The organism is Flavobacterium sp. (assembly GCF_027531905.1).
Lineage (GTDB): Bacteria > Bacteroidota > Bacteroidia > Flavobacteriales > Flavobacteriaceae > Flavobacterium.
In genome coordinates, this window is record NZ_JAPZSU010000013.1 from 68,831 (window position 1) to 95,382 (window position 26,552).

26 protein-coding genes and 2 other RNA genes are annotated in these 26,552 nt (G+C 33.6%); 17 read left to right on the forward strand and 11 right to left on the reverse strand.

The window, feature by feature from the left end; translation table 11 throughout:
- Positions 1–38: 38 nt before the first annotated feature.
- From O9307_RS04345 to O9307_RS04360, 4 genes are all read left to right on the forward strand, one after another.
- Positions 39–1,010 carry a deoxyhypusine synthase family protein gene (locus tag O9307_RS04345; RefSeq protein WP_298295707.1) on the forward strand — a complete coding sequence of 324 codons (972 nt, stop codon included), beginning with the start codon at positions 39–41 and terminating at the stop codon, positions 1,008–1,010.
- Positions 1,011–1,018: 8 nt separating this feature from the next.
- Entirely contained in the window at positions 1,019–1,411 is a 393-nt protein-coding gene (locus tag O9307_RS04350; protein ID WP_298295709.1) for a DNA primase, read from the forward strand.
- Between the two features lie 88 nt (positions 1,412–1,499).
- On the forward strand, positions 1,500–3,611 hold the full coding sequence (gene recQ / locus O9307_RS04355) for a DNA helicase RecQ (protein WP_298295711.1): 2,112 nt from the start codon (positions 1,500–1,502) through the stop codon (positions 3,609–3,611).
- Positions 3,608–4,093, forward strand: a complete 486-nt coding sequence (locus tag O9307_RS04360) for a DNA-deoxyinosine glycosylase (protein WP_298295713.1) — start codon at positions 3,608–3,610, stop codon at positions 4,091–4,093. Before recQ ends, O9307_RS04360 begins: the two co-directional genes overlap by 4 nt.
- Here the strand turns inward: O9307_RS04360 and O9307_RS04365 are convergent.
- The 4 genes from O9307_RS04365 to O9307_RS04380 form a co-directional block, all read right to left on the reverse strand.
- The gene (locus tag O9307_RS04365; RefSeq protein ID WP_298295715.1) at positions 4,088–4,603 is read right to left on the reverse strand and encodes a DinB family protein; all 516 of its coding nucleotides are present in this window, start codon (positions 4,601–4,603) and stop codon (positions 4,088–4,090) included. The two genes, O9307_RS04360 and O9307_RS04365, sit on opposite strands and share 6 nt — an antisense overlap.
- 11 nt (positions 4,604–4,614) lie before the next feature.
- Positions 4,615–7,200 (reverse strand): phosphoenolpyruvate carboxylase, encoded by a 2,586-nt coding sequence (locus tag O9307_RS04370; RefSeq protein ID WP_298295717.1) that lies wholly within the window; start codon positions 7,198–7,200, stop codon positions 4,615–4,617.
- Between the two features lie 178 nt (positions 7,201–7,378).
- A complete protein-coding gene (locus tag O9307_RS04375) occupies positions 7,379–7,858 on the reverse strand; it encodes a winged helix-turn-helix transcriptional regulator (RefSeq protein WP_159685266.1) in 480 nt (159 codons plus the stop codon).
- 78 nt (positions 7,859–7,936) lie between these two features.
- Positions 7,937–9,091 (reverse strand): M14 metallopeptidase family protein, encoded by a 1,155-nt coding sequence (locus O9307_RS04380; RefSeq protein WP_298295720.1) that lies wholly within the window; start codon positions 9,089–9,091, stop codon positions 7,937–7,939.
- A gap of 311 nt (positions 9,092–9,402) precedes the next feature.
- On the opposite strand from O9307_RS04380, the gene O9307_RS04385 reads away from it, so the two are divergent.
- Positions 9,403–9,849, forward strand: a complete 447-nt coding sequence (locus O9307_RS04385; RefSeq protein ID WP_298295723.1) for a helix-turn-helix transcriptional regulator — start codon at positions 9,403–9,405, stop codon at positions 9,847–9,849.
- 61 nt (positions 9,850–9,910) lie between these two features.
- Here the strand turns inward: O9307_RS04385 and O9307_RS04390 are convergent, their stop codons facing one another.
- Positions 9,911–10,465 (reverse strand): 1-acyl-sn-glycerol-3-phosphate acyltransferase, encoded by a 555-nt coding sequence (locus O9307_RS04390; RefSeq protein ID WP_298295725.1) that lies wholly within the window; start codon positions 10,463–10,465, stop codon positions 9,911–9,913.
- Positions 10,466–10,531: 66 nt separating this feature from the next.
- On the opposite strand from O9307_RS04390, the gene O9307_RS04395 reads away from it, so the two are divergent.
- Positions 10,532–11,197 (forward strand): fused MFS/spermidine synthase, encoded by a 666-nt coding sequence (locus O9307_RS04395; protein WP_298295727.1) that lies wholly within the window; start codon positions 10,532–10,534, stop codon positions 11,195–11,197.
- A 29-nt stretch (positions 11,198–11,226) separates the two neighbouring features.
- Here O9307_RS04395 and kdsB read toward each other — a convergent pair whose 3' ends face one another.
- From kdsB to O9307_RS04415, 4 genes are all read right to left on the reverse strand, one after another.
- The gene (kdsB, locus tag O9307_RS04400; protein WP_298295729.1) at positions 11,227–11,961 is read right to left on the reverse strand and encodes a 3-deoxy-manno-octulosonate cytidylyltransferase; all 735 of its coding nucleotides are present in this window, start codon (positions 11,959–11,961) and stop codon (positions 11,227–11,229) included.
- A 105-nt stretch (positions 11,962–12,066) separates the two neighbouring features.
- A complete protein-coding gene (gene ygiD, locus O9307_RS04405; RefSeq protein WP_298295731.1) occupies positions 12,067–12,897 on the reverse strand; it encodes a 4,5-DOPA dioxygenase extradiol in 831 nt (276 codons plus the stop codon).
- Between the two features lie 5 nt (positions 12,898–12,902).
- Positions 12,903–13,295, reverse strand: a complete 393-nt coding sequence (locus tag O9307_RS04410) for a VOC family protein (protein ID WP_298295733.1) — start codon at positions 13,293–13,295, stop codon at positions 12,903–12,905.
- A gap of 7 nt (positions 13,296–13,302) precedes the next feature.
- Positions 13,303–14,724 carry an AAA family ATPase gene (locus tag O9307_RS04415; protein WP_298295735.1) on the reverse strand — a complete coding sequence of 474 codons (1,422 nt, stop codon included), beginning with the start codon at positions 14,722–14,724 and terminating at the stop codon, positions 13,303–13,305.
- Positions 14,725–15,137: 413 nt separating this feature from the next.
- Between O9307_RS04415 and O9307_RS04420 the strand changes: the two genes are divergently transcribed.
- On the forward strand, positions 15,138–15,944 hold the full coding sequence (locus O9307_RS04420; protein ID WP_159685496.1) for a DUF3822 family protein: 807 nt from the start codon (positions 15,138–15,140) through the stop codon (positions 15,942–15,944).
- The gene (locus O9307_RS04425; protein WP_298295738.1) at positions 15,941–16,543 is read left to right on the forward strand and encodes an RsmD family RNA methyltransferase; all 603 of its coding nucleotides are present in this window, start codon (positions 15,941–15,943) and stop codon (positions 16,541–16,543) included. Before O9307_RS04420 ends, O9307_RS04425 begins: the two co-directional genes overlap by 4 nt.
- Positions 16,544–16,855: 312 nt before the next feature.
- Here O9307_RS04425 and rnpB read toward each other — a convergent pair.
- Positions 16,856–17,179, reverse strand: an RNA gene (gene rnpB, locus O9307_RS04430) — RNase P RNA component class A.
- A gap of 449 nt (positions 17,180–17,628) precedes the next feature.
- On the opposite strand from rnpB, the gene dnaX reads away from it, so the two are divergent.
- The 6 genes from dnaX to O9307_RS04460 all read left to right on the forward strand — a co-directional run bounded on the left by dnaX (position 17,629) and on the right by O9307_RS04460 (position 23,380).
- Entirely contained in the window at positions 17,629–18,714 is a 1,086-nt protein-coding gene (gene dnaX, locus O9307_RS04435; RefSeq protein ID WP_298295740.1) for a DNA polymerase III subunit gamma/tau, read from the forward strand.
- 266 nt (positions 18,715–18,980) lie between these two features.
- The gene (locus O9307_RS04440; RefSeq protein ID WP_298295742.1) at positions 18,981–19,364 is read left to right on the forward strand and encodes a DNA polymerase III; all 384 of its coding nucleotides are present in this window, start codon (positions 18,981–18,983) and stop codon (positions 19,362–19,364) included.
- A 450-nt stretch (positions 19,365–19,814) separates the two neighbouring features.
- Positions 19,815–20,211, forward strand: a transfer-messenger RNA (tmRNA) gene (ssrA, locus tag O9307_RS04445).
- Positions 20,212–20,752: 541 nt separating this feature from the next.
- A complete protein-coding gene (locus tag O9307_RS04450; protein WP_298295743.1) occupies positions 20,753–21,814 on the forward strand; it encodes an HNH endonuclease domain-containing protein in 1,062 nt (353 codons plus the stop codon).
- Positions 21,807–22,370, forward strand: coding sequence for a methyltransferase domain-containing protein (locus O9307_RS04455; protein ID WP_298295745.1), 564 nt, complete (start codon positions 21,807–21,809; stop codon positions 22,368–22,370). Before O9307_RS04450 ends, O9307_RS04455 begins: the two co-directional genes overlap by 8 nt.
- Positions 22,371–22,417: 47 nt before the next feature.
- Positions 22,418–23,380, forward strand: a complete 963-nt coding sequence (locus O9307_RS04460; protein WP_298295747.1) for an endonuclease/exonuclease/phosphatase family protein — start codon at positions 22,418–22,420, stop codon at positions 23,378–23,380.
- A 713-nt stretch (positions 23,381–24,093) separates the two neighbouring features.
- On the opposite strand, the gene O9307_RS04465 is transcribed toward O9307_RS04460, so the two are convergent.
- Positions 24,094–24,351 carry a hypothetical protein gene (locus O9307_RS04465; protein WP_298295749.1) on the reverse strand — a complete coding sequence of 86 codons (258 nt, stop codon included), beginning with the start codon at positions 24,349–24,351 and terminating at the stop codon, positions 24,094–24,096.
- Between the two features lie 91 nt (positions 24,352–24,442).
- On the opposite strand from O9307_RS04465, the gene O9307_RS04470 reads away from it, so the two are divergent.
- The 3 genes from O9307_RS04470 to O9307_RS04480 all read left to right on the forward strand — a co-directional run bounded on the left by O9307_RS04470 (position 24,443) and on the right by O9307_RS04480 (position 26,378).
- Positions 24,443–24,577, forward strand: coding sequence for a hypothetical protein (locus tag O9307_RS04470; protein ID WP_298295751.1), 135 nt, complete (start codon positions 24,443–24,445; stop codon positions 24,575–24,577).
- A gap of 162 nt (positions 24,578–24,739) precedes the next feature.
- Positions 24,740–25,351 carry a DUF6088 family protein gene (locus O9307_RS04475; RefSeq protein ID WP_298295753.1) on the forward strand — a complete coding sequence of 204 codons (612 nt, stop codon included), beginning with the start codon at positions 24,740–24,742 and terminating at the stop codon, positions 25,349–25,351.
- Positions 25,344–26,378 carry a nucleotidyl transferase AbiEii/AbiGii toxin family protein gene (locus O9307_RS04480; protein ID WP_298295755.1) on the forward strand — a complete coding sequence of 345 codons (1,035 nt, stop codon included), beginning with the start codon at positions 25,344–25,346 and terminating at the stop codon, positions 26,376–26,378. The genes O9307_RS04475 and O9307_RS04480 overlap by 8 nt, the downstream gene beginning before the upstream one ends.
- Positions 26,379–26,552: the final 174 nt, after the last annotated feature.

Sequence of the window (26,552 nt, forward strand, 5' to 3'; positions counted from 1 at the left end):
TAGAATTTATGATTTTTAATAATTAAAAGTAAATTAAAATGAGTAAAGGTCCAATCAGTCAGTTTATTGAAAAGCATTATTTGCATTTCAACGCCGCATCTCTTGTAGATGCCGCAAAAGCATATGAGCAACAATTAGCGAATGGAGCCAAAATGTTGGTGAGTATGGCAGGTGCTATGAGTACTGCCGAAATAGGTAAAATTTTTGCTGAAATTATTCGTCAAGATAAAGTACAAATTATTTCTTGTACTGGTGCAAATTTAGAAGAAGACATCATGAATCTTGTAGCGCACTCACATTATGAAAGAGTACCTCACTATCGTGATTTGACTCCACAAGATGAGTGGGATTTACTGGAACGAGGATTAAATCGTGTGACTGATACATGTATTCCTGAGCATGAAGCATTCCGTCGTTTGCAAAAACACATTTACAAGATTTGGAAAGATGCTGATGATAGAGGAGAACGCTATTTCCCTCATGAATTCATGTACAAAATGTTGCTTTCTGGAGTATTAGAAGAATATTACGAAATTGACTTAAAAGACAGCTGGATGTATGCTGCCGCTGAGAAAAATTTACCTATTATCGTACCAGGTTGGGAAGATAGCACTATGGGTAACATTTTTGCTTCTTATGTTATCAAAGGGGAATTGAAAGCTTCAACCATGAAGTCAGGCATTGAATATATGACTTTCTTAGCAGATTGGTATTCTAAAAATTCATCTAACGGAATTGGTTTTTTCCAAATCGGAGGAGGAATTGCCGGAGATTTCCCAATTTGTGTAGTACCAATGTTGTACCAAGATATGGAGATGCATGATGTTCCATTTTGGAGTTATTTCTGTCAAATATCTGATTCTACAACAAGTTATGGCTCTTATTCTGGTGCTGTGCCAAATGAGAAAATAACTTGGGGTAAATTAGATATCAATACTCCTAAATTTATTATTGAGTCGGATGCTACAATTGTAGCTCCATTAGTTTTCGCTTATTTGTTAGATTTATAGAATATTTTATGAAGAGAGTAATTGTTGATTACGCAAAATTAACTAACGAAATTTTAAATCTTTTAGTTGAAAAATTTCCTGATGGGTATGATGATTCGGATGTAATCCGTTTTAAAAACGCTAAAAATGAATTAATTGAAGCCGTAGAAGTACGTACGGAAGACACTATTTATTTAGTAAAAGTTAGCACAAAATTATCGGATAGAATCGAAAATTATGACGAGGAAGATATCGATGATGTAGTTGTTCCAATAAGTGGAATTGAACTTGATGACGACGACGCAATAGCTGATGATGATGACGAAGACGATAATTTAGACAAACCAGACTTAGATCCTGAGGATGATGAGGATGGAGACAAAGACATCGCTGATGATGAAGATGAAGATGATGAAGAGTAAACTTTAATTTAAAAAAAAAAAGATAAGGAGCCCAATACTATGAGCTCCTTTTTTTATACTTTTAGTATTCAAAATTATATATGCCAAAATGACAACATCAATTTTACACGCCACTCTCAAAGAGAATTTTGGGTTTGAAAAATTTAGACCCAATCAAGAAGAAATTATTTCTTGTATTTTATCTGGAAAAGATACTTTAGCCATTATGCCTACAGGTGGCGGAAAATCAATTTGTTTTCAACTTCCCGCATTGATTTTGCCAGGAGTAACAATTGTTATTTCACCCCTTATTGCCTTAATGAAAGATCAAGTAGATAGCTTAAAAGCAAATGGAATAAAAGCTTGCTTTATCAACAGCAGCCAATCTTCTGAAGAGCAACAATTTTATATTGAAAATTTACAAGCTAACAAATTTAAACTAGTATATGTAGCGCCCGAGAGTTTATCTTATTTAGAAAATTCTTTTAACAAACTCACCATTAGCCTTATTGCAATTGATGAAGCACATTGCATTTCGGCATGGGGACATGATTTTAGACCGGCTTATACTAATTTAGGTTATTTGAAATCTCGCTTTCCTTCTACTCCTATTCTAGCATTGACCGCTACAGCTGACAAAGCCACTAGAACTGACATTTCAGATCAATTAAATTTAGTCAACCCAAAAACATTTGTCGCTTCTTTTGATAGAAAAAATTTGAGCCTAGAAGTACGACCTGCTTTAGATCGTGTAAAACAAATCATTGATTTTATTACTACAAAACCAAATGAATCAGGAATTATTTATTGCTTAAGCAGAAAGACTACCGAAGAACTTGCCGAAAAACTACAAAAAATAGGAATAAATGCAAGTGCTTATCATGCCGGTCTAGATAATCGAATTCGTTCGGAGGTGCAAGATGCTTTCATAAATGATGATTGTGAAGTAGTTTGCGCAACCATTGCCTTTGGAATGGGAATTGACAAATCGAATGTACGTTGGGTAATTCATTACAACTTACCTAAAAATATTGAAGGTTATTACCAAGAAATTGGTCGAGCCGGAAGAGATGGATTGCCTTCTGAAACAATTCTATTCGAAAGCTATGGCGATATGATTCAACTACAAAAATTTGCCTCAGATGGCTCAAATGCCGAAGTACAACTTGCCAAATTGGAACGAATGAAACAATATGCTGATGCGCTGAGTTGTCGTAGAAAAATTTTACTTTCTTATTTTGGGGAATTGGTTACCGAAAATTGTGGAAACTGTGACATTTGCAAAAATCCGCCCGCTTTTTTTGACGGAACGATTATTGCCCAAAAAGCCTTATCTGCAATTGCAAGATTGAAAGAATCCGAAGCTCTAGCCGTTGTCGTTGATTTTTTACGTGGTTCAAAAAATGCCTCTATTTATGACAAAGAATACCAGCATTTAAAAACTTATGGAATTGGAATTGATATTTCTTGGTTCGATTGGAATCAATACATCATTCAACTAATCAATCTTGGTTATTGCGAAATAGCATTTCATCAGCAAAACAAATTAAAATTAACATCATTTGCTAGAAAAGTATTGTTCGAAGGCGAAAAAGTTCAACTAACAACGGTACAAAAAATAGATAAAAACAAGTCTATAGCCAAAGAACGATTACCGAACGCAACTTCAAATTCACTATTTGAAATTTTAAGAAAACTACGTTCCGAAATAGCTAAAGAAGAAGCCGTGCCAGCTTATGTCATTTTTAATGATGCAACGCTAAAACAATTTGAGAACGAAAGACCAATGAGTGATTCGGAATTTTTAGCCATTGATGGCGTTGGAAAAGCAAAACTTGAAAAATACGGAGACGCTTTCATAAAGACCATTATAGATTTTCAAAAAAATAAAAAGGTAAACCCCAAAAAAGAGTCGAATACATATAAGGAAACATTAGATTTATTTCAGACTGGTTTAAGTGTGGATGAAATTGCAACAAAAAGAAATTTAGGGATCAGCACTATTGCATCGCATTTAGCCAAACTTTATATAGATGGCCATCCCATTGATTTAAGCAGCTATATAAACCCTGAAGAAATTGCTAAAATTAATGAAGCAAAAATCAAACTTGAAGCTCCAAATGCTTTAAAGCCTTATTTTGAATATTTTGAAGAACAAGTACCTTATGAAAAAATTAGAATGGCACTTGCTATCATAGAGAAAGAAAAACAACTAACATGACAATTGCTTCCTTTGATCCGATTGTAGATCATAACACCAGAATTCTTGTTTTAGGTTCCATTCCTGGTGTAAAATCTTTAGAAAAAATCGAGTATTACGGAAACAAGCAAAATCAGTTTTGGAAAATCATTTTTTCTCTATTAAAACATGAAAATGTTCCTGAATGTTATAAAAACAAAATATCTTTTTTACAAGAAAATGGGATTGGTCTTTGGGATGTAGTTCAAAATTGCGAGCGAAAAGGAAGTTTAGACATTGCTATCAAGAATCAGGAAATAAATGATTTTGATTCTTTTTTCAATGAACATCCACAAATTACAACCCTTCTTTTCAATGGAAAAATAGCTTATCAGTTTTTTTATAAAAAATATGGTCTAATAAAAGGCATTACGTACTATGTAATGCCTTCTACAAGTCCCGCTAATACTATGTCATTCGAGAAAAAATTAAAGGAATGGTCCGTGCTTTTGAATCATTTATAAATAACGCTCCTCAAACACTTTTTGATGGTGTTTTTGATGTCCAATAATGATAAATCCGATGGCACGAACTGATACTTCATTTTCAGAAACGATGCCGATTCTAGTCAATTGTTCTTCTGAAAAACTTTTGAATAATAGCAAAGTAGCATGTCTAACCGCGGATAATTCGGTCAACAAGCCTTGTAAATTCCTGTCTTTCGCATTAGTATTATCAACATAATCGTTTTCTTCAAAACCTGGTAAAGGGGTTTTGTCATTTCTAGAAATACGCAAAGCACGGTAACTAAAAATTCTTTCTGTATCAATGATATGTTGTATGATTTCTTTTATCGTCCATTTACCCTCTGCATAACGATAGTCAAATTTGTCCATAGGAATATTTTGGACAAATCGAATGAAATCATGCAAGGAAATTTCTAATTCATCGAATAATTCAACATTCATAGCTGCATTGATGTAAGTGGATTGAAACTTTGAATATTCGTTTACAGGCAATTGATTTGAATTCATAAAAATTGATTTTAAGCTGAGTTTCTACTAGCGTTAGTATTTCCAAAAAGCGATCGCGTTACAATTTTTTCATACACCTTGATAAGGCTTTCATTGGGTTGTTCTTCTTTATTTAATTCATTAATTCGAAGCAATGCATATTGTTGTATCGTCAACAAAGGCAACACGATACGTTCTCTCATATCAATAGAAGCTTTACCATCTGGATAATTTTCCATTAAATCTTTATGCCCTGCAATTTTAAGCAATAAACGTTTTGTGTCTAAAAATTCGTTGTAAATGATTTGCCAAAAATCCCCAAATTCAGGATCTTTTCGCATGTATGCTGTCAATGGAAAAAATGATTTTGCCAAAGACATCATACTGTTTTCTAAAAGCGTTTTTACAAACAGCGAGCTTTTGTACAAATTTTGCACTTTATCCCATTCATTATTATCTTCAAAATATTTTAACGCCGTACCTACTCCAAAAAAACCAGGGACATTTTGCTTTAATTGACTCCAAGAACCCACGAAAGGAATCGCTCTCAAATCACTAAACTCTAGATGCTCCGATACGCTGCGCTTAGAAGGACGACTACCAATATTAGTTTTAGCATAATATTTAAGCGTACTCATTTGTTCCAAATAAGGAATAAATTTAGGATGATTTTTAAAATCAAGGTATTTCTTGTATCCTAACTCAGACATTTTATCCAAAATTGCTTTATCTTCATCAGATAATTTATTTTTCGAATTATTAAACACTTGATTAGTTACACCAGCACTTAAAAGATTCTCTAAATTGTAACGGCAAGAATCAAGTGTTCCAAAATTTGAACTAATCGTTTGTCCTTGAATGGTAATTTGAATCTCTTTGTTTTCAATTTCAGGCCCTAATGAAGCATAAAATTGGTGTGTTTTTCCACCACCACGAGCTGGTGGCCCTCCTCTACCGTCAAAAAATATGGCTTTAACATCGTATTTTCTTGATATTTCGGTTAAAGCTTCTTTTGCTTTATAAATACTCCAGTTGGCCATTAAATAACCACCGTCTTTGGTTCCGTCAGAAAAGCCTAACATTATGGTTTGCTTGTTTCCTCTTCGTTTTAAATGTGCAGCATAAGAAGCATTGGTGTATAATTTCTCCATAATTTCATGAGCATGTTGCAAATCATCAACAGACTCAAAAAGAGGAATAATATCAATGCTGGCTTCTTCCCAATTACTCAATTTTATTAATGCAAAAGTTTCCAAAACATTCAAGGCACTTTCATTATTACTAATGATGTATCGATTGGCTCCAAATTCCCCATTGTTTTCTTGAATAGTTTTTACAGCTTGAATTGATTCTAAAGTTTGTCTCGTGATCACATTATCAAAAACATTTGGATTTAAATCTCCTTCGACCTTTGCTAAAACTTCAAACTTTTCACTTTCTGATAGACTAAAATAATTCGCTGGAAAAACTGTTGTATTTGACTTTAAGTAATATGCTACAACATCCTTAAATACAGCATCATGTATTTTACTATTTTGTCTAATATCTAAAGTTGCAAAATGAAATCCAAACAAATTTACTCGAATCAATAAAGCTTCTAAATCATCTAAATACAAGGATTGATGTTGCTCAATAATAATGGTTTTGATTCGATGAATTTGTTCTTTGAATTCATCCAAAGTAATAAATAGCTCCCCCTTTGAATAAAAAACGGAGCGATATAACTTTTGTTCTAAGGCCGAAATCAAAACATCAACTCCCGAAAAAGTTAACTTTCTTTTTAACGCTCTAATTTCAAAATAATAACATTTCAAAATAGAAGTTCTTAATCGTTCAGCTACCTTTAACGTAATTTCTGTTGTCACAAATGGATTCCCATCGCGATCACCACCTGGCCAAAAACCTAACTTAATTAATGGATTTTGAATGGTAGTTCCGTTAAAAACATTTTTCTCCAAATAATGCACCATTTCACCAGAAGTATTATAGAACACATTCTCTAAATACCAGATTAAACTAATGGCTTCATCAAAAGGATTAGGTTTTTCATTTTGGATAAAGGGTGTTTTACCCAATTGTGCTAAAAGTTGTTTGATTTGAATTAAATCGTTTTTACGAATGGCATCGGTTAAATCGTTTATGATTCCTAAAACCGGACCGGGATAAAATTGTGTGGGATGTGCCGTTAAAACTGTTAGGACATTGAAGTTTTCCAAAAAAGAAATCAATTCTTTTTGCTTGTTTTTAGCATCAGCTTTTTCTTTTATATCGCGCAATGACCCGCGACCTTCCATATTATTAACTGAAGAAAAAGCCGCATCTTCAATGGCATCGAAAAGAACTATTTGTCTTTCTATATACTGAATAAAGCGAAACATTAAATTGATAGCTTCTTCCTCTGTTGTATCATTCAAATACTTTGAAGAGAAAAAATCAACAATTTCTTTTGGCGTTTCTTGTTTTTTAAATCCTTTTTCACATACATCAGTAAATAAAGGAAGTAAAACTCCTGTATTATCAACAGAATCGAAAGGTAATGTTATAAAAACACTATTGTATATGTGGTATTTTGAAAGAACATCTCTATTGAAACGTTCAATTTTAGGAAGGGTATACATAATACTTAAATAATTTATTTTGGTTTATTGGTAGTTAATTAGTTTAAAAACAAAAATGTAACATCCTAAAATAGAATTGATACAGATGTAACATTTATACTGGTTTACAAATGAAAATTCATAAAAAAACCCCAAGAAAACTTGAGGTTATATCTATAAATATATCGCATTCAAGTTATTACATCTCTTTAAAGATAGTATGCATCAAACGCTTTTTGTCGTTGATACTTTCTTCTAACGAAATCATAGTTTCGGTTCTGTACACACCATCGATATCATCGATCATGAAAATAACATCTTTAGCATGCTTAGTATCTTTGGCTCTAATTTTGCAGAAAATATTAAATTTACCCGTAGTCACAGAAGCTACCGTAACAAAAGGAATTTCATTAATACGCTCCAATACAAATTTAGTTTGAGACGTATTATTTAAGAATACACCTACATATGCTATAAAAGAATACCCTAATTTATCATAATCTAAAACTAACGAAGATCCCATAATGATTCCAGCATCTTCCATTTTTTTAACTCTTACATGTACAGTACCTGCAGAAATTAATAATTTTTTTGCGATATCTGTGAAAGGAACTCTAGTGTTATCAATCAACATATCTAAAATTTGATGATCTACTTCATCCAAACGAAATTTACTCATAATTCTTTAATTAATATTACTGTTTTAAGGCAAGAATGTGCGCAAATATAAGAAAAAATCAACAAATTGACAAAAAAACTAAACTTTTATCATTCCGTTAACAAAAACAACCGTACCATCTAATGAAAAATCGGCTATTTGATTAATTTTAGGAAAATTATCTAAATCATCAGAATATAAAGCGCCTTTTGCATCATATACATAATGACCAAAATAAGATTCTAGATTATCGATCGCTGCAATGTAACCTATGAAGTTAACTTTCCCATCAATCAATTCTTCCTTATATTGAACTGCAAAATTCGTCATTATTTCATTACCATCATAATTTATTTTGATATTTTTACATATAAAATCATAAAATACGACTTTATTTTGAGGAATATTCAAATATTGATTGATTTCATTATCAACTACATCGTTTTCGGAAAGTGTTGTAAAACTTGCAAGTAACGATATGAAGATGAATTTCCTAGTTTCTTCCCTTTGATAATCGTCAGGAAAATGACCTGCTTCAAACAAAATTGTTGGCACTCCCAAATATTGAAAGGTATCTCCAATGCAATTGATATTAAAAGAGTCATCAAAACGCCCTACTTGACCTGGAATATAATTCTGTAAAATAGTATTTATGTTTTCAATTACCCGAATCGCTTTTAATCGTGTAACATTAATCTCTCTCGCTTCGTTATACGAAGGCGCCAAAAAAGAGACTGTAGCTGGTTTTCCAGTAGCTGCAACACCAAAAATAGTTCTTTGATCATGAAGATTAAAACAATAATCTGGTTGAAAAACTTCAAAAACACCTCTCAAGGTAGTACTCTCAGGTTGCGTTAAATCTTGAGAATCACGGTTTAAATCTACTTTATTCGCATTCTCACGAGTGTATAAAGCCGCGCCATCGGGATTCAAAATAGGAATAGCTAAAAAAGTAAAGTCTTCCAAAAGCATTGTAGCCAATTCGATATCACTATTGAGAAAATTAATAAAATCCAAAAGCGCTTTTGTAGTTGTGCTTTCGTTCCCATGCATTTGCGACCATAAAAAAATCTTAGTTTTTCCAGATCCAATTTGATAGGTATAAATTGGTTTTTGTTGTACCGAATTCCCAACATGTTTTAATTGATTATCGGCATTATGTTTTTCTAAAATAGGCAAAATTGCTTCTAAAGTTAAATACCTCCCTTGTATTGATTGTTCCTTGAACTGAAGGAATAATTCTAACGCTTCCATAGTTTTAATTTTTGATTCACAAAAGTAAACATCTTTAAATTTACAATTGTAATTTGTTAATTTTGTTTGAAATTTAGTTTTGTAAACAAAGCGTTTGATTCAATTAGCTTTTGAAACACGTAGTTAAAGTTCAATTTAATAAACATAAATAATTATTGCTTTGTGATTTAAAAATCAATTACTTACGTTATTTTTAGTCAATAATAACTTTAGCGAATACCTATAATTATAAACCATCATTAAACTCAATTTTGATTTCATTATTAAATTAGTTACATTTGTAAATCTCATTATAAATACATTAATTTACAATGGTAAACATAGAAGATTTCATCAAAAGACTAGAATACCTATTGGAATATTACAGCATGAATGCTGCTAGTTTTGCAGACAAAATCGGAGTGCAACGTTCTAGTTTGTCCCACCTCCTTTCGGGTAGAAACAAGCCTAGTCTCGATTTTATTTTAAAAATTATTGAGGCTTTTCCTGATGTAGATTTATATTGGATTTTGATTGGAAAAGGGAATTTTCCAAAAGAGAAGCATAATAATTTAGAACATCACTTTACCCCTGCTCCCTCCGAAAATGAAATCGTAGATCTTTTCTCAGAATTTGAAAAAAAGCCATTGCCCGAATTAATAGACAATGACAAAAACAGAAAACCCAACTTTTCCGAAAACAATCCCTTTAATGATGAAGTAGCTAAAATTGTATTTTTTTATAAAAACGGAACTTTTACCATTTTTAATCACGATTAAAAAAAATTGCGTTTTTTTGAATTAAAAAAATATTTTTTTGAAATATGGAAATCTCAGCAACCTACCAATTGCTATATCCGTTCTCAGGAATTTTTCCTTCTACTCCATCGAAATGTCTTTTTAGAACATTCAAATCTTCTTCATAATTTCCTGTTGGTAAAAAAGGATTTCCCAAATTCACCTCTTTTTTTCCAAAATCAAAAGCAACAGGAATAATTGGTACATTAGCTTTTAATGCAATATAATAAAAGCCTGTTTTGAGTTGATCAACTTTTTTACGTGTTCCTTCAGGCGCAACGGCCAAACGAAATACATCTCTTCGCTTAAATATAGCTGCTATGGCTTCGACTTTATTCAAACCTCCTGTTCTATCCAAAGGTTCCCCTCCCATATACTTGAAATAATAATTGAATGGAAAAGTAAAAAGTTCTTTCTTTCCAATCCAATTCATTTCCAAACCTACTATTCCTCTGGTAAAAACACCCAAATAAAAATCATGGTTGCTAGTATGAGGCATGACCATCATAACGCATTTTTTCACCTCTTTTTCAATACTGCCGACAATCTTCCAGCCCATGAGGTCAAAAAAGATCCATTTGTAGATTTGCTTTTTCATTGATTTTTCAAAATATGCAGCAAAATAAATGATTAAAATGGTATTTTTGATAAAATTCCATTTCAAATGCTAAAAAAACTTTTTAGTTATTTTATTCCTATTAATATCTACAAATCGAAATCGGCTGTTAGTAAGTCCATTGAGGTTACGTGGACTAATGGCGAGCTACTGATTGATTCCGAAAACACCAACTATTCCTATGGAAGTTTACAACGCATTCTGAGAATAGGTTTGCGAAAAATTGGTTTCAACACCATTCAATCGATGGAAAATGTTTTAGTACTTGGTGTCGCTGGTGGGAGTGTAATCAAAACCTTGGTTGATGAAATTGAATTTAGAGGTCAAATCACAGGGGTAGAAATCGACCCTACCATTATTGAAGTAGCCAATTCTTACTTTCAGCTTAATGAAATTCCAAATTTAGAAATTCACATCCAAGATGCTTTTGAATTTGTTTTACGATGTAAAGATCAATACAACCTTATTATCATTGATGTTTTTCAAGATGTACAAATGCCTAATTTTTTGTTTGAAACGTTTTTCATCAATCATACTGCTTCCCTTTTAAAAAAAAATGGATTTATTCTTTTTAATACCATGATACTCAAAGAAGCCGATAATGATAGAAATAAAAAATTCATTGCTAATTTTGATAATGCCAATTTTAAAATCAATTCAATTCCCAGAATTGAAAGACATAATGAATTGATTTTAATTCAGCGCTTGCATTAATTTAAAGTTTAGTATTATCCATCAGAATCTTATGATTGTCCTAATAATAGCCTAGCTTTTTCCAAATCTTCAACGGTGTCTATACCAATGCCTACGTGCGTTGTCTCAACCATTTTGATTCGTTTCCCAAATTCTAAATAACGTAACTGTTCTAGTTTTTCAGAAGCTTCTAGAGATTTCATTGGCAAACTATAAAAATCTAATAAGGCTTGTTTTCTAAAAGCGTAAATACCGATATGTTGCATATACCTCACTCCTAAATTAATTTCTCTTGGATAAGGAATTACAGAACGTGAAAAGTATAATGCAAAACCATTTTGATCTACCACAACTTTTACATTGTTGGGATTATTAATTTCATCTTCATTTGTAATTTCTCGCATCAAGGAAGCCAAATCTATCTGTTGATTCGTGTCATTTTTAAACACTTCAATGACTTTAGCTAAAGGCTCGGCATTTATGAATGGTTCATCGCCTTGCACATTGACCACGACATCAACGTCTAGGTTTTCAACTGCTTCTGCAATACGGTCACTACCCGACTCATGTTCTTTGATACTCATAATGGCTTTTCCGCCATTTGCTACAATTTCATTATAAATCAAATCGGAGTCGGTTACCACAAACACATCATCAAAAAGTTGGGTGTCAATGGCGGCTTCATAAGTTCTTCTAATTACTGTTTTTCCACCTAAATCTTGCATTAATTTTGCTGGAAATCGGGTTGATGCGTATCTCGCTGGTATTACTGCTATTATTTTCATTGTTTTATTTTTTGCCGTAAAGGCACTAGTATATGAAGTTTTTTTAATTTAAATTTTGACTAAACAAAGATATAAAATCCTTTCTTTTAAAGTCAATTAGCAACTTTAGCCAATTTGCACCGAAGTCATGCTTAACGAACCCGCTACTAATTTGTCATTGAATAATTGTATTTCTTCGCTTTTGTCTTTTAAGCCCAAGGTATAGATTAAAGGCAAAAAATGCTCGGGAGTTGGAATAGCCAATTGAAACGCTTGACTTTGTTTTTCATACTCCAATAATGGTTGAAAATTGCCATCTAGTAAAAGTGAATTAATGGTAGCTCTAGCTTCTATAGCCCAATCATAGCCATAATCATCTTTCTCAAAATTATAAAAATCGACCAAACGCAAATTATGAATGATGTTACCACTACCAATAATTAAAATACCTTTTTGACGCAAACTACTCAATTGTTGCGCCAATTGAAAATGATATTCAGCGGGTTTTGAATAATCTATACTCAATTGAATGACAGGAATATCAGCCTTTGGATATAAATGTTTAATTACACTCCAAGCGCCGTGGTCCAATCCCCAATGATGGTCTAATTCTACCGCTGTCGGAAGCAATAATTCTTGAGTAAAAGAAGCTAATTCAGGACTTCCGTGAGCGGGATATTGTACCTCAAACAACTCTTTCGGGAAACCACCAAAATCGTGAATGGTTTTCGGCATTTCCATAGCGGTAACTTTTGAACCTTTGGTATACCAATGAGCCGAGACACACAAAATTGCGTTGGGTTTAGGCAAGTTTTTAGACAAATTGCGAAAACCAGTAACAAACTGATTTTCTTCGATGGCATTCATTGGGCTTCCGTGTCCTAAAAACAAAACTGGCATCTTTTCGGTAGTCGAAAAAGAACTAACTATTTTGTGGAAATCATTTATACTCTGCATCAGGATTAGTTATTACGTTCAATTAAATCCCATAGATTTCCGTAGATGTCTCTAAATACAAGAACTTTACCATACTCTTCTGTCTTGGGTTCGCGAACAATCTCAATATCATTATCCATTAAATTCTGATAATCTCTATCAAAATTGTCTGTATTTAAAAACAAGAAAACACGCCCACCCGATTGATTGCCGATACTTTGTTTTTGAATAACACCATCGGCTTTGGCTAACAATAAACTAAATTCTTGGCTTCCTTTGGGGGCTACTAAAACCCATCTCTTAGTTTCAGACAAGGTAGTATCTTCAATCAAATCAAAATGCAATTTATCTACGTAAAACGAAATGGCTTCATCATAATCAGCGACTAACAAAGCGATATGTGCTATTTTTTGTTTCATTTCAAATTTAGTCTACAAAACTATCGTCTTTAAATCCTATCAAATATAACTTATTTTTGGCACGTGTCATTGCGGTGTACAACCAGCGAATATAATCGGTGTTGATTCCGTTAGGCAAATACGGCTGTTCTATAAAAACGGTATTCCACTGTCCACCTTGCGATTTATGACAAGTGATGGCATAGGAAAATTTAACCTGAAGCGCATTAAAATACTCGTTGTTTTTGACTTTTTGAAACTGCTTGTATTTGGTCTCGCCTTCGTAATCTTTCATTACTTCTTGGTACAATCTGTTCGATTCTTCATAAGTCAAAGATGGAGATTCGCTTTTTATGGTATCCAATAATAAAACGGTTTCCAAAGGTTTTTGGTTGAGATAATCGACCATTCGGATTTTGACTTTCGCGAATTTAAAACCGTACAATTCTTTGATTGTGAATATCTCTAATACTTCAATAATATCACCATTGGCTACAAAACCAGCTTCGTCAGAATCTTTCAACCAAAAGTAATTGTTCTTAACCACCATCAAGAAATCGCCCGTGGCCAATTCACTTTCTTTATCTAATATTTTGGCGCGAATTTGTTCGTTGTACTGATTCGCTCTTTTGTTGGAACGCACAATAAAGGCGGTATCCTCAATACTATAATTACTATACGCCGAATGAATCGCATCTTGAATGTCGTATCCATCCACAAGTCGGACGATATCCTTGAACTTTTTCAAATCAAATTGATACTCGGTCACAAAAGCATCGTTTAGTAATTCACGTAAAGCAGTTGCATTATATAAAATACCCGAGCTTTCTTCTTGACGCATCACTTCATCGAGTTCGATATGGTCAATTTCTTTATTATAATGAAGGGATAAAGTATCAATATCCAAAGCGGGACTAATATCTAAATTTACTGGAGGTAACTGTGCAGTATCTCCCAAAAGAATCATCTTGCAGTTAGTTCCCGAATACACATACGAAATCAAATCATCTAAGAGTGAACCATTTTCATATAATTTCGAATCCGAATTGGTATCAGAAATCATAGAAGCTTCATCGACAATAAAAATAGTGTTTTTATGTTTGTTGGGTTGCAAGGTAAAAGAAACACCACCTCCAGATGTTTTTTTAGGAAAATAGATTTTCTTGTGAATCGTAAAAGCTGGTTTTTCAGAATAATTGGCGATTACTTTGGCTGCTCGACCCGTTGGCGCTAATAAAACGGCTTTTTTGTTGATACCTATCAAACTATTCACAAGAGTTGAAATTACCGTAGTTTTTCCCGTTCCTGCGTAACCTTTTAAGACAAAAATGGTATTGTTCTCAATTTCAGTTAGAAAAATAGCAATTTTCTGAAAAAAAATATCCTGTTGGTACGTAGGCTGAAAAGGAAAATTTTTCTGTAAAAAACTATAAAATTGAGAGGAATTCATGGAGTGAAATTTGGATGCAAAGTAACGGAAAGTTTTCCATTGCATAGACAATTTTCAAAGGCAATTTCATTTTTGTCACAGCCACAAATGCTGTAATTTTATTTTATAATTAACCCGTTGAGTGAAATTATTATTTACCACATAGAATCATAGAAACTATAGTTTTTAAGAGTAACAAATAGACGTTTTACTATTCACATAGCTCATCTATTGTGAGAAATAGTGCTATTTCTATTTTTTTTCTATGTTGATTTTGCTATTAATCTATGGCTCTATGTGGTTAAGTTTTTTATTTTTTTGAATTTCACCTAATGGGTTAGAATTACCATTAAGATTCCATTACACCTTGAAATTGGCTATTGTTATTGCTATTAAAATTTGTAAGTTTGCGTAGTCGAAAAAAGCAAAAAAAGATGAGTATCACCGAAAAAAAATACAAAAAATTAGCACTTCAAGTATCATTGACAGGTTTGTCTTTTTGTTGTTTCGACACTTTAAATAAAAAAATCCTTTCTTACAACGAAGTTCATTTTGATACCTTTCATAAAGCGACCAAAATCGAAGAACTTTTTGCCGACGCTTTTAGCGATTTTCCAGAATTAAAGGATACCTATGATGAAATCGTAGTCATTCACAACAATACGTTATCTACGTTTGTGCCCACTGCCCTATTTGATGAAAATTATTTAGGAAGCTATTTGCAATACAACACCAAAGTGTTCGAAACCGATTTTTTTGCTTACGATACCATTGCCAATTACGAAATGAATACCGTTTACATTCCGTATGTGAATATTAATAATTTCTTTATTGACCAATTTGGGTCCTTTGATTACAAGCACGCCAACAGTATTTTGGTCACCAAAATTTTAGAAGCGTCTAAGAATAATGACAATAAAAAAATGGTCGTTCATTTCAATACCGGTCATTTTGAAATTATAGTGGTGCAGAACCAGCAATTATTGCTTTTCAATTCCTTTGAATACGCCACACCCGAAGATTTCTTGTATTACATTCTCTTTACAGCCGAGCAATTGAGTTTAAATCCAGAAAATTTTCCATTGGAAATTATGGGAAATATTAACGAAGAAAGCCCTTACTACCAACTAGCTTACCAATACATCCGAAACATTTCTCTTTTTGATGTGAGCAGTTTGCAACGCAGTAATTCTTTTTCAGAAGCCATCAACAGACAACATTTTATACTATTCAACTCATGAGAATCATTTCAGGAAAATACAAAGGAAGACGCATTCAACCGCCAAAAAACCTTCCTGTGCGTCCCACTACAGATATGAGTAAAGAAGCTTTATTCAATGTGTTGAACAATCATTTTAGTTTTGAAGGATTGAAAGTATTGGATTTATTCTCTGGCACCGGAAACATAAGTTACGAATTTGCCTCAAGAGGGAGTTATCCAATTACTTCGGTGGATGGTGATTTTGGTTGTGTAAAATTCATCAAACAAGTCGCTGCCGAATATGATTTTACGATTGCGGCAACCAAGAGCGATGTGTTTAAGTTTTTAGAAAACTGCAAAACCACTTACGATATTATTTTTGCAGACCCGCCTTACGGTTTGGACCAAGCTACTTTTGAAAAAGTGGTGCTTTTGGTTTTTGAAAAAAACTTACTCAACGAAGAAGGAATGATGATTATCGAGCATTCTAAATACACCAAAATGGAGCATTTGGATAATTTTTCGTTTCAAAAAAGTTATGGTGGTTCGTTTTTTAGCTTTTTTGAATTCAACAATACTGATGAAGAAGAAGAGTTAGATGATGACGATTTCGAAGTAACCGATTCAGAAGAAGAATAAAAATATAGAGTCTTTGCTAAGCAAAGGCTTTTTTTTGGTGCTACCCTAAACTATTTAGATACTCACACAAACAAAAAAAACAACCATATAAGATTATGTAAGGTCATAATAAGAATGGAAAAAATGGACCAATTACCTATTTATAAAAGTACGTTGATTGTTTAGTTGCATTAAAGTTAGCAAAAGGTATGTAAAAATAAGTGCAGTATATTTATGAAACTTATATGACCTTAAATGCCTTAAATGGTTCAAAAACAAGTTTTTTTAAAACTATTTGAAATAGTAAAACCTACAGAATTCAGAGAAGAATAAAAAAAATGCAGACCTATAAGCCGGATTCTGTCTCCGAAAAATCGGAGCCTTATCATTTATCTAGACTTACAATTACTCATAAGCTCAAGCTATCTACCCTTCAGCAACGAACGAGAAGCCCTTAAATGCTGATATACTTGATATTTCACCGCATAGAGTTTACCTGGTTTCACTACAGCATTACCTGTACATACTTTCTGTTGCACTTGTCCTAATCTAGTCCGTAAAGACCAAACCGACGGGTGTTACCCGCTATGCTTCTCTGTGGTGTCCGGACTTTCCTCCCTCCCGATACATCGGGACGACGATAAGGCGGTCTGCGGTGCAAAAGTAACTTTTTTAAACTTGATTTCCTTGTTAAAGTCAATTTTCTAAGGACGATTTACTTTGCGGAAGAACTACTAACTGGTTTCATTCTGAATTTTAGTTTATTAAAATAGATTGTAAACGAGTTATAAAAAAGAGAAGTACTTATCTAGCCCTGATTGCAGCGGCATCCTTTTTTAGGTCGCAGGTTTTTGTAACCTGTGACCTAAAAAAGATATAGCGGAAAGCAGGACGACTCGTGAATTATAGCGGGAATTACTGCTCCTAATCATCATTCAGATTATAAGGATGCGATAGAAAAATCGGCTAGAATATCGTTTGCTGCATCATTATTTTGATTGTCAATGGGATATTCAAAAAATGAAAAGATTTTTTGCAAATAAACCATTTTGAACATCAAGAAATAAACAAAAAAGCTATATTTGCTTTCGAATCATAGGACAACAATGGAACAATTTATAGTATCTGCACGTAAATATCGCCCGCAAACATTTAAGGATGTTGTAGGTCAAAAAGCGATTACCAATACGCTACTGAATGCTATAGAAAACAACCATTTGGCTTCGGCTTTGTTGTTTACGGGGCCTCGTGGTGTGGGAAAAACGACTTGCGCTAGAATTTTGGCGCGTAAAATTAATCAACCCGGTTATGATGACCCCGAAGAAGATTTTGCGTTCAACGTATTTGAGTTGGATGCCGCTTCGAACAACTCGGTGGACGATATTCGAAATTTGATTGACCAAGTTCGAATCCCTCCACAAACCGGACAATACAAAGTGTACATCATCGACGAGGTGCATATGTTGTCATCGGCGGCGTTTAATGCTTTCTTGAAAACATTAGAAGAGCCACCAAAACACGCCATTTTTATTTTGGCTACTACAGAAAAACACAAAATCATTCCAACGATTTTGTCTCGCTGTCAGATTTTTGATTTCAAACGTATTACGGTAAAAGATGCCAAAGAACACTTGGCTGATGTTGCCGAAAGTCAAGGGATTCAATTTGAAGATGATGCGCTGCACATTATTGCTCAAAAAGCCGATGGGGCGATGCGTGATGCGTTGTCTATTTTTGACCGTGTGGTTTCTTTTTGTGGTTCGAACTTGACAAGACAAGCCGTAACCGAAAATCTAAATGTTTTAGACTACGAAACCTACATCAATATTACCGATTTGGTTTTGGAGAATAAAATTCCAGATTTGTTGTTGGCTTTCAATACTATTTTATCCAAAGGTTTTGATGCGCATCATTTTGTATCGGGCTTAGCGTCTCACTTTAGAGATTTGTTGGTGGCGAAAACGCCTTCTACCCTAAGTTTGTTAGAAATGGGAGAACAAGCGCAACAACTTTATGGTGTACAAGCTCAAAAATGCAGTGCCGACTTCTTATTAAAAGGAATCGAAATTGCCAATGACTATGATTTGAAATACAAAGTCAGTCAGAATCAGCGCTTACTTGTCGAACTTTGTTTGATGCAATTGGCCTCTATCACTTTTGATGGAGAAAAAAAAAAGCTGAGTCTTTCATAATTCCACCTACTTATTACCGTAGAAATGACTATTCGATAACCGAAGTAGTAAAACCTGCTATTGCTACTACACCTGAAACTCCTGTAGTTGCTCCACAACCAACTGAAACAACTCAAAACACAGAAGTTATAGTAGAAAAACCAGTAATTGCAGCACCTATAGCACCTGTTTTAAGTACAGACGAACCTAAAATTTCGGCATTTTCGTTATCGAGTATTCGTGCCAAAAAAGCCTTAGAAGAAAGCAGTAAATCGATTGTAAAAGAAGTGGTTCATACTCCTACAGAAGCTTTTACAGAAACCGAAATGTTATTGCAATGGACAAAATATGCCCAAAAATTAGGAAGTAAAGGCTATAGAATTATGGAATCGTTATTGTTGATTAACGACCCAAAATTAGACGGTACAAGAATTACAATTGAATTACCAAACGAAGGTTCCAAACTGGATTTTGAAAGTCAAAAACACGGACTTTTAGGTCATTTGAAAGGGCATTTGCACAATCACGAAATCACTATTGATGTGATTGTGAACGAAAGTATAGAAATTAAAAAAAATCTAAACGATCAAGATCGTTATAATCGTTTAAAGGAACTAAATCCTTCGATCGATTTGTTACGCTCTACTTTTGGATTACATATTGATGCATAAGATTGTAACAACTTTATTGATTGGTTCTACCCTCAACTGTGTGGATAAACACACAAGCAAAAAAACAACCACATAAGGCATGTAAGATCATATAAGAATTGAGAAAATGTACCATTTTATAAATGTAAGTCTATTAATTCGTCATAGTAGGGATGAGTTGCGTGAGAAATATGAGCGGTATGTTATCAAACTTATATGACCTTAAATGCCTTAAATGGTTCAAAAATAGAAGTTTCTTGTGTTGAAATAGCACTATTAAAATAGTAAAACCTACACAATTCAGGGTAGAACCTATCGATTGAATAGTATTGTCCCTTAATGTCTCTAGAAACATTAAAGCTTTTCGAAAATAGAAGTCTGGTTCCTAAATCATTACTACTTATTGACCATCAAATGAAACTTACTGTTTTTTTTTGTGTAATAATACCCTATATTTGCAGTCCAATAAATGGGGTCGACTGGTTTTGACAGCAAGTCGAATTGAAAAGTAAGCACGTCGAGCATTGAGACCTTGCTCGTAAATATAAGATCTCACACTTTTACACGGCGAAAATAACTACGCTTTAGCTGCATAATCCGAATTATAGTACGATTGCGCCACGTTCCTACAAGGTAGGAAAGCTGGATTCTCCTTGAAAGCCTTGGTTTGTGGCGGTCAGTACAGGGGAACCGTAAAAATAAACCTAGATTTCCATAAGCTTCGGGTGGATTTCGAAACTAAGAAGATAAGTGTTGAGTGGTTGTTTCTGACCTAGCTCAACATCGAAAACCCAATCAGGAAATAAGCGTGTAGAAAGCCTTTTAGTTGCTTGTTTGGACCCGAGTTCGATTCTCGGCGACTCCACTTTTACAATTTCAAATCAGAGCAAAAGCCTGTAAATCGTAGGATTTACAGGCTTTTTTGTTTATAGCTCAAATTATACGTTACGCCCCCCTTCCCTATTCCAAGGCAATCAACTCACACCGATTTTCAACACCTTTAAACCTTAAAATTTTAAACTCTTAAACCTTTAAACAATCTCAAACCCATAACTCACAACAACCTTAAACCTTTAAACAACTTTAAACCTTTAAACAACCTCAAACCCATAACCCACAACTCACAACAACTTTAACCCAAACCCTAACCCTAACCCTATAAAAACCATTCAAAGTACCTCAAGCAACATCAAAACGCATCAAATACTACGATATTTTCATACATTTTACGGTTTCCCACAGCTTTCTTTCCATTGCTTTTTTGTATTATTGTAATTCAAATAATGTTTATGCTAATTAACTATTTAGATAATGCAAGCGCAACTAAAGTTGACTTAAGAGTGTTGCAAGCAATGTTGCCTTATTTATATCAGATATATTAGAACCTATAGAAAGTCAAAAACTTAGCTATGAACCTACCATTTTCTACTAATTTACCCACAAACAAATTAGCTTCAGTATTTGGAAACACTTCCGCAACCTATAAATTTTATTGGTTATTGTCTTTGATTGAATTAGTGGAAGAAGGTAGTTTTGAAATTCCAAAGCGAAAGATATTCTCAAGAATGATTAGTAATTCTTGGTATACCATCAATTATTTCCATATCTCATTCGGAAAACAAGACAATTTGCAAATGGCAGTAGAGAAAATTTTGAAAGAAGAAAATCTAACTATTGATGAAAAAAAAGCAAACCTAGATTATTGTTTAGAACATTCAAACAACAAGGAAACCATCTATCAATTGCTACACTTTGACAAAAATGTTCCACATTGGTTCTTAACACCTTGGTTTCCGAAATTCAACAACGAAACTGACGGTCAACAAAAAAAAAGAATTTATACAGATTCACAATTATTTAAAAATGATTGTTTGTATAGGTTACACAAAGATTTCATTCAGATAAATCCAATTTGGGTTTCCTATTTAAAATCAAATGCAAAAGTTTTAAAAGACTATTGTTATTGGAATTTAGCATTATTTCTTCAAACACGTAATCCCAATGTTCCAGATATACCTAATAAACTTATAAAACCAGCAACAAGAAATAGCTTAACCAAACAAACCAATGACTATTGGAAAATAGTTTTTAAAGAATTAGGAGTTATAAACTGTATTTTCACTGGTGAAAAGTTAATTTTTGAAGATAAAAATTATGCCTTAGATCATTTCATTCCCCATGCTTTTGTATCGCATGATTTAATTTGGAATTTATTACCTATTGAAAAAAAATTAAATTCCTCTAAAGGTGATAAACTTCCAATTTTTGAAAAACATTTTGACAAGTTTTATGAATTACAAAAAACTGCTTTCGAAATCAATAAACTCCATAATTCTAAAAGTAAATACATAGAAGAATACCTCTCTATTTTTCCTAATATTAATGTTTTTGAAAAAGAAAAATTTTCGAATACAATTCAACCATTGATTACCATTGCAAATAATAACGGTTTTTTATTTATGAATGAATAGTCCGAACCCAAACAGCCATTTCACCGCAATAGAAAGAACCTCACTTTCCTTTCCAACTCGTATGCTACACAATCAAAATAAAATTGTTGGCAAAGTGCTCAATTTAGGATGTGATATTGGTAAGGATATTGAATTATTGCAACAAAAAGGTTTTGAAATTATTGGCGATGATCCTCATTATTTTCCAGAATTTCCAACTGAAAAATCTGATACTATTTTATGTTTTTATGTATTGAATGTTTTACTTCCGGGAGAACAAGCGGAGGTTTTAATGAGCGTTTCCAATCTTTTTAAACCTAATGGAAAAGCATATTTCGCAGTTCGTAGAGATATCCAATACGAAAGATTTAGAATTCATAAAGTTCATAAAAAGGAAACTTATCCCGATAGCGCGGATTTGCAATCCGTGCTACTCGATGTAACAAAGCATTATCACATTAAAACTAGCTTAGCAAATTTGAATGCTATATTCCCAGTACGGACAGCTCGCGAGCAGTCCCATCCCCATCCCCATTTCAAACCACAACACTTATTTAACACTCAATCATTCAGCTAATTAAACAAAATTCCTATCTTTAATATCCAAACCCAAAGCACAAAACAATGGATACGATTGAAGATAAATTACCTCTAGATGTAGCAGCCAATCTCAAAGAACTAAAAGAAGATTTAGACCTAAAAATACCACCCAAAAAACTAGAAAAAAACCTACTCATTGCCACTTGGAACATTAGAGGATTTGGAGACATCACCCGCAAATGGACATCCGCCCCTACAGACAGTCCCAAAAGAGACTTACATTCTTTGGTGTGCATAGCCGAGATTATCAAACGATTTGATGTGATAGCAGTCCAGGAAGTAAAAGCCAATCTCAAAGGACTACGAGATGTGCTGAAAGTCCTAGGTTCAGATTGGTCACTAATCCTTACAGACGTCAATCAAGGTGATGTCGGCAATGGCGAACGAATGGCCTATCTCTTTGATACCCGTCGCGTAAACCTTTCCGGTCTAGCCTGCGAATTAGTCGTTCCAGATGAATGGACCAAAACCATCAACAAAGGAATGCTCGACAAGCAATTTGTGCGTTCCCCTTATGCGGTCAGCTTTAGAGCACAAAACCAAACCTTTATTTTAGTAACCTTACACATCCTTTTCGGCAATACCTCCAGCGACCGCATCACCGAGCTCAAAGGCATAGCCAAATGGTTGGCCAGTTGGGCAGACGACATCAACGCCTACCACCAAAACCTAATCGCCTTAGGAGATTTCAACATTGATAAACGCGGCGACTTACTGAATCAAACCTTTATATCCGAGGGATTGTACATCCCACCCGCTTTACAAAACGACAAAGTAACCCGTTCCATCTTCGATGAAACCAAATACTATGACCAAATCGCTTGGTTCCAAAACAGCAACAAGAAAAACAACCTATCATTAGAATTCATAACAGGCGGCAATTACGACTTCCTCAAAACCGCCCTATCCAACCGTGGCCTCACCAAACAAGCCCTATCCTTCATGCTATCCGACCACTACCCCCTATGGGCAGAATTCAAACTATAATCCCGTACGGACAGGTCGCGACCTGTCCTACTCTTTTAAACCGAAATCATCTCGCTCTCTTTTCCTCCCTTTAGGGACGGGGAAAAGAAAAGAGAACCCTTATCCCAAAACCTTAAACCTTTAAACAATTTTAAACTCCTAAACGCCCTGTTTTCGGCTCCCTTTAGGGCTGGGGTCAACCGAAAACCTTAAATTACATTAAACTACAAACAATAAACCATAAACAATTACACCCCCATAATGTCACTTCGAGTAGTCTATACTGAGCGAAGTCGAAGTACAGTCGAGAAGCCTCAACAACCCTAAACGTCCTGTTTTCGGCTCCCTTTAGGGCTGGGGTCAACCGAAAACCTTAAACTACATTAAACTACAAACAATAAACCATAAACAATTACACCCCCATAATGTCACTTCGAGCGCAGTCGAGAAGCCTTTACAAGCTTAAACAACCTTAAACCTTAAACAACCTTAAACTTTCAAACAACACCCCACAACCGATTAAACAACCTTAAACTTTAAACTCTTAAACAACAACCCACACCCCATAACCGATTAATCAACCTTAAACTTTAAACTCTTAAACAACAACCCACACCCCACAACCGATTAAACAACCTTAAACCTTAAACTCTTAAACAACAAACCACACCCCATAACCGATTAAACGATTAAACAATTAAACAACCTTAAACTTTTAAACCTCACTACTTAACTCAAGAAACCCTCTGCTCCATAATCTCCTGCACCTCCCTTTTCAACTCCATTAAAATGGCTTTCAAACCATCAATTTCGGTAACAGCTTCTTTCTTATCTGTGCGGCCTATATTACATACGAACTCCCATATCTCTAGAATTTCAGAAAACTTAACTTCAAAATTGGGATAAAAACGGTTATCCGATTCCAAGACAAAAGCATTCTTTTTATTTTTATTCAAACGCTTATAAACCATCCCTTGATTTTTGGTAATCAAAATATACGTTTTTCCATCCTGCACCTCCCCTAGCTTTTCAACATAACGCCCTACGATAATAGACTTTGCTAAGATGAAATTTGATGATATTATGAAAGAAAACACAGCCAAAAAGTATCTTTCAGAAAAAGCTTTTAGTTATATGAATGCAGATAGAATAAGGAAGAGAGATCCAAAAGGAGAAATAAAAAGTTGGCTAATTAAAATAGATGAACTTACAAAGTAAATTTTGGAACAATAAATTAAATTCTTGTCACAAATCTTATCGAAATTTATGACAGGTAATAAAGTTTTCTGTAACAAATAATTCCTTATTTTGTTACAATAATAAAACTAAAATTGTCGCAAAAATATACTATATTTGCGACAAAATAAAACACAAAAATACATGCAAAGTATTGACAACAAAGTAATTAATAAAATAAAAAAAGCCAAGAGGGGTTCGCTGTTTTTTATCGAAGATTTCATCTCTTTTGGTACAGCAAAAGCCGTTGCAAAAGCATTGGAAAGAATGGTAGAAACAAACGAGATTTCTAGAGTGGCACGTGGCATTTATTCCCGTTTGGAAATAGATCCTATGTTAGGACCTGTAAAACCAAGCACGGAAGCTATTGCTCAAGCTATTGCAAAAAGAGACAAAGCTCGTATTGTTCCAACAGGTGTATTAGCATTAAATGCTTTAGGATTATCAACGCAAGTACCTATGAATGTCGTGTATCTAACAGATGGTGCCGCAAGAAAAATAGATTTGGGCAGAAGAAAAATAGTATTCAAAAAAGCGACTCCTAAAAATTTAGCAGCCATCGGAAAAATTAGCAGCTTAGTAATTCAAGCTTTAAAAGAAATAGGAAAAGACAACGTAACCGAATCAGAAACAAAAATAATTTTAAATCAGTTAGCCAAAGAAGAACCTTACAGGCTAGAACACGACATTCGTTTAGCACCAGAGTGGATTAGAGTAATAATGCGTCAAGCAATAAATACAAACAAAGATGGATAAGTGGTTTGCAATTCCAGATAGTACAAAAAGAAACGCATACATACAAATAGCCGAAAAAACAGGAATGGCTCCATTTGCTGTAGAAAAAGATTGGTGGGTAGTTCAAGCCTTAACAGTTATTTTTGAAATGGAAATTGCCAATCATTTAGTGTTTAAAGGAGGGACTTCATTAAGCAAAGCATGGAATTTGATAGAACGTTTCTCAGAAGACATAGATTTAGCCATAGATAGACGTTTTTTTGGTTTTGAAGGGGCTTTATCTAAACGTCAAATTGAAAAACTAAGAGCGGTTTCTAATGATTATATGGTAAATGTGTTTTATCCCGAATTACAAAAAAGATTCCAAGAAAAAGGAATTACTAAAATTAATTGGGATATCGAAAAAACAGACAATGCAGAAGAGGATCCAGTTAAAATCTATTTGTATTATCCTGAAGTAATAGAATCACCAGGATACTTAGAACCCAGAATTCAAATAGAAATTAGTTGCCGTTCGTTGAGAGAACCATTTACTACTAAAACGTTTAGATCGTTGATAGATGAAGAATATCCAGAAATGGAATTTGCACAACAACACATTGAGGTACAAACAGTCAATCCGGAACGTACTTTTCTAGAAAAAATATTTCTATTGCATGAAGAATTTCATCGCCCTATAGATAAAATACGAGTAACAAGATTAAGTCGTCATTTATACGATATTTATCATTTATCAAATACAGAATATGCTGAAAAAGCAATAAATGATAAAGAATTGTATGAAACCATTGTAGTGCATAGGCACAAATTTACTCGTGTAGGCGGAGTAAACTACAACGAGCATAATCCACAAGCAATAAATCCAATTCCTATTCCAGAAGTAATAGAAACCTGGAAGGAAGACTATAAAATAATGTTAGAACAGATGATTTATGAAGAAAACAAACCTTCTTTTGAAGATATAATCTACAAACTAACAGAGTTAAAAGAAAAAATCAACGTATTAAATTGGAAGTTAGAAACAGAATTTCCGGTGCCAAACAATTAATAAATAATATCCAATTCATAAACTATGATCTATACTAAGTAATCAGAATAAAATAATGTCGTATTTTATTGTTTATATGTAGTTAAATTTGTATATTTATCTCATTATGAGATATGTAACCCTAAAAAAAGAAGAGATTGAAGTGTTAGAACACCTTCATCAAAAAAGCCCTAA

Bases quoted from the DNA above. Each gene is read 5' to 3' on its own strand.
- O9307_RS04455 (WP_298295745.1), top strand. From the start codon at position 21,807: ATGAATAGTCCGAACCCAAACAGCCATTTCACCGCAATAGAAAGAACC.
- O9307_RS04370 (WP_298295717.1), bottom strand. From the start codon at position 7,200: ATGTATACCCTTCCTAAAATTGAACGTTTCAATAGAGATGTTCTTTCA.
- O9307_RS04420 (WP_159685496.1), top strand. From the start codon at position 15,138: ATGAGTATCACCGAAAAAAAATACAAAAAATTAGCACTTCAAGTATCA.
- O9307_RS04375 (WP_159685266.1), bottom strand. From the start codon at position 7,858: ATGAGTAAATTTCGTTTGGATGAAGTAGATCATCAAATTTTAGATATG.
- O9307_RS04425 (WP_298295738.1), top strand. From the start codon at position 15,941: ATGAGAATCATTTCAGGAAAATACAAAGGAAGACGCATTCAACCGCCA.
- O9307_RS04360 (WP_298295713.1), top strand. From the start codon at position 3,608: ATGACAATTGCTTCCTTTGATCCGATTGTAGATCATAACACCAGAATT.
- dnaX (WP_298295740.1), top strand. From the start codon at position 17,629: ATGGAACAATTTATAGTATCTGCACGTAAATATCGCCCGCAAACATTT.
- O9307_RS04390 (WP_298295725.1), bottom strand. From the start codon at position 10,465: ATGAAAAAGCAAATCTACAAATGGATCTTTTTTGACCTCATGGGCTGG.
- kdsB (WP_298295729.1), bottom strand. From the start codon at position 11,961: ATGAAAATAATAGCAGTAATACCAGCGAGATACGCATCAACCCGATTT.
- O9307_RS04380 (WP_298295720.1), bottom strand. From the start codon at position 9,091: ATGGAAGCGTTAGAATTATTCCTTCAGTTCAAGGAACAATCAATACAA.
- O9307_RS04475 (WP_298295753.1), top strand. From the start codon at position 24,740: ATGCAAAGTATTGACAACAAAGTAATTAATAAAATAAAAAAAGCCAAG.
- O9307_RS04480 (WP_298295755.1), top strand. From the start codon at position 25,344: ATGGATAAGTGGTTTGCAATTCCAGATAGTACAAAAAGAAACGCATAC.
- O9307_RS04450 (WP_298295743.1), top strand. From the start codon at position 20,753: ATGAACCTACCATTTTCTACTAATTTACCCACAAACAAATTAGCTTCA.
- O9307_RS04395 (WP_298295727.1), top strand. From the start codon at position 10,532: ATGCTAAAAAAACTTTTTAGTTATTTTATTCCTATTAATATCTACAAA.
- O9307_RS04415 (WP_298295735.1), bottom strand. From the start codon at position 14,724: ATGAATTCCTCTCAATTTTATAGTTTTTTACAGAAAAATTTTCCTTTT.
- O9307_RS04410 (WP_298295733.1), bottom strand. From the start codon at position 13,295: ATGAAACAAAAAATAGCACATATCGCTTTGTTAGTCGCTGATTATGAT.
- recQ (WP_298295711.1), top strand. From the start codon at position 1,500: ATGACAACATCAATTTTACACGCCACTCTCAAAGAGAATTTTGGGTTT.
- O9307_RS04345 (WP_298295707.1), top strand. From the start codon at position 39: ATGAGTAAAGGTCCAATCAGTCAGTTTATTGAAAAGCATTATTTGCAT.
- O9307_RS04385 (WP_298295723.1), top strand. From the start codon at position 9,403: ATGGTAAACATAGAAGATTTCATCAAAAGACTAGAATACCTATTGGAA.
- O9307_RS04350 (WP_298295709.1), top strand. From the start codon at position 1,019: ATGAAGAGAGTAATTGTTGATTACGCAAAATTAACTAACGAAATTTTA.
- O9307_RS04470 (WP_298295751.1), top strand. From the start codon at position 24,443: ATGAAAGAAAACACAGCCAAAAAGTATCTTTCAGAAAAAGCTTTTAGT.
- O9307_RS04365 (WP_298295715.1), bottom strand. From the start codon at position 4,603: ATGAATTCAAATCAATTGCCTGTAAACGAATATTCAAAGTTTCAATCC.
- O9307_RS04460 (WP_298295747.1), top strand. From the start codon at position 22,418: ATGGATACGATTGAAGATAAATTACCTCTAGATGTAGCAGCCAATCTC.
- ygiD (WP_298295731.1), bottom strand. From the start codon at position 12,897: ATGCAGAGTATAAATGATTTCCACAAAATAGTTAGTTCTTTTTCGACT.